The organism is Microbacterium sp. KNMS (genome assembly GCF_053851835.1).
On the sequence record NZ_JBSQBP010000165.1, the window covers coordinates 1 to 248 of the forward strand.

Genomic DNA, 248 nt, shown 5'->3' on the forward strand with positions numbered 1-248 from the left:
TCACCGCATAGCATGCGGCGGGCAGCAGCAGCGCCAGGCCGAGATTGCCCGACAGGTCGGCGATCGCGCCGGTGGCGAGCGGGATGACCGCGCCCCCGAAAATGGCGATGTTGATGATGCCCGAGCCATCGGCCGAGCGCGGCCCCAGGCCTGCACAGGCCAGGCTGAAGATCGTGGGGAACATGATCGCGTTCATCAGGCCGATGGCAAGCAGGCTATAGCCCGACAGCGCACCGTTGGTGCTGACC

At 67.3% G+C, this 248-nt stretch carries 1 pseudogene; it reads right to left on the bottom strand.

Annotated features, from left to right (window positions below):
- A pseudogene (locus tag ACWXWW_RS18250) lies at positions 1 to 248 on the bottom strand (hypothetical protein); the annotation flags it as partial.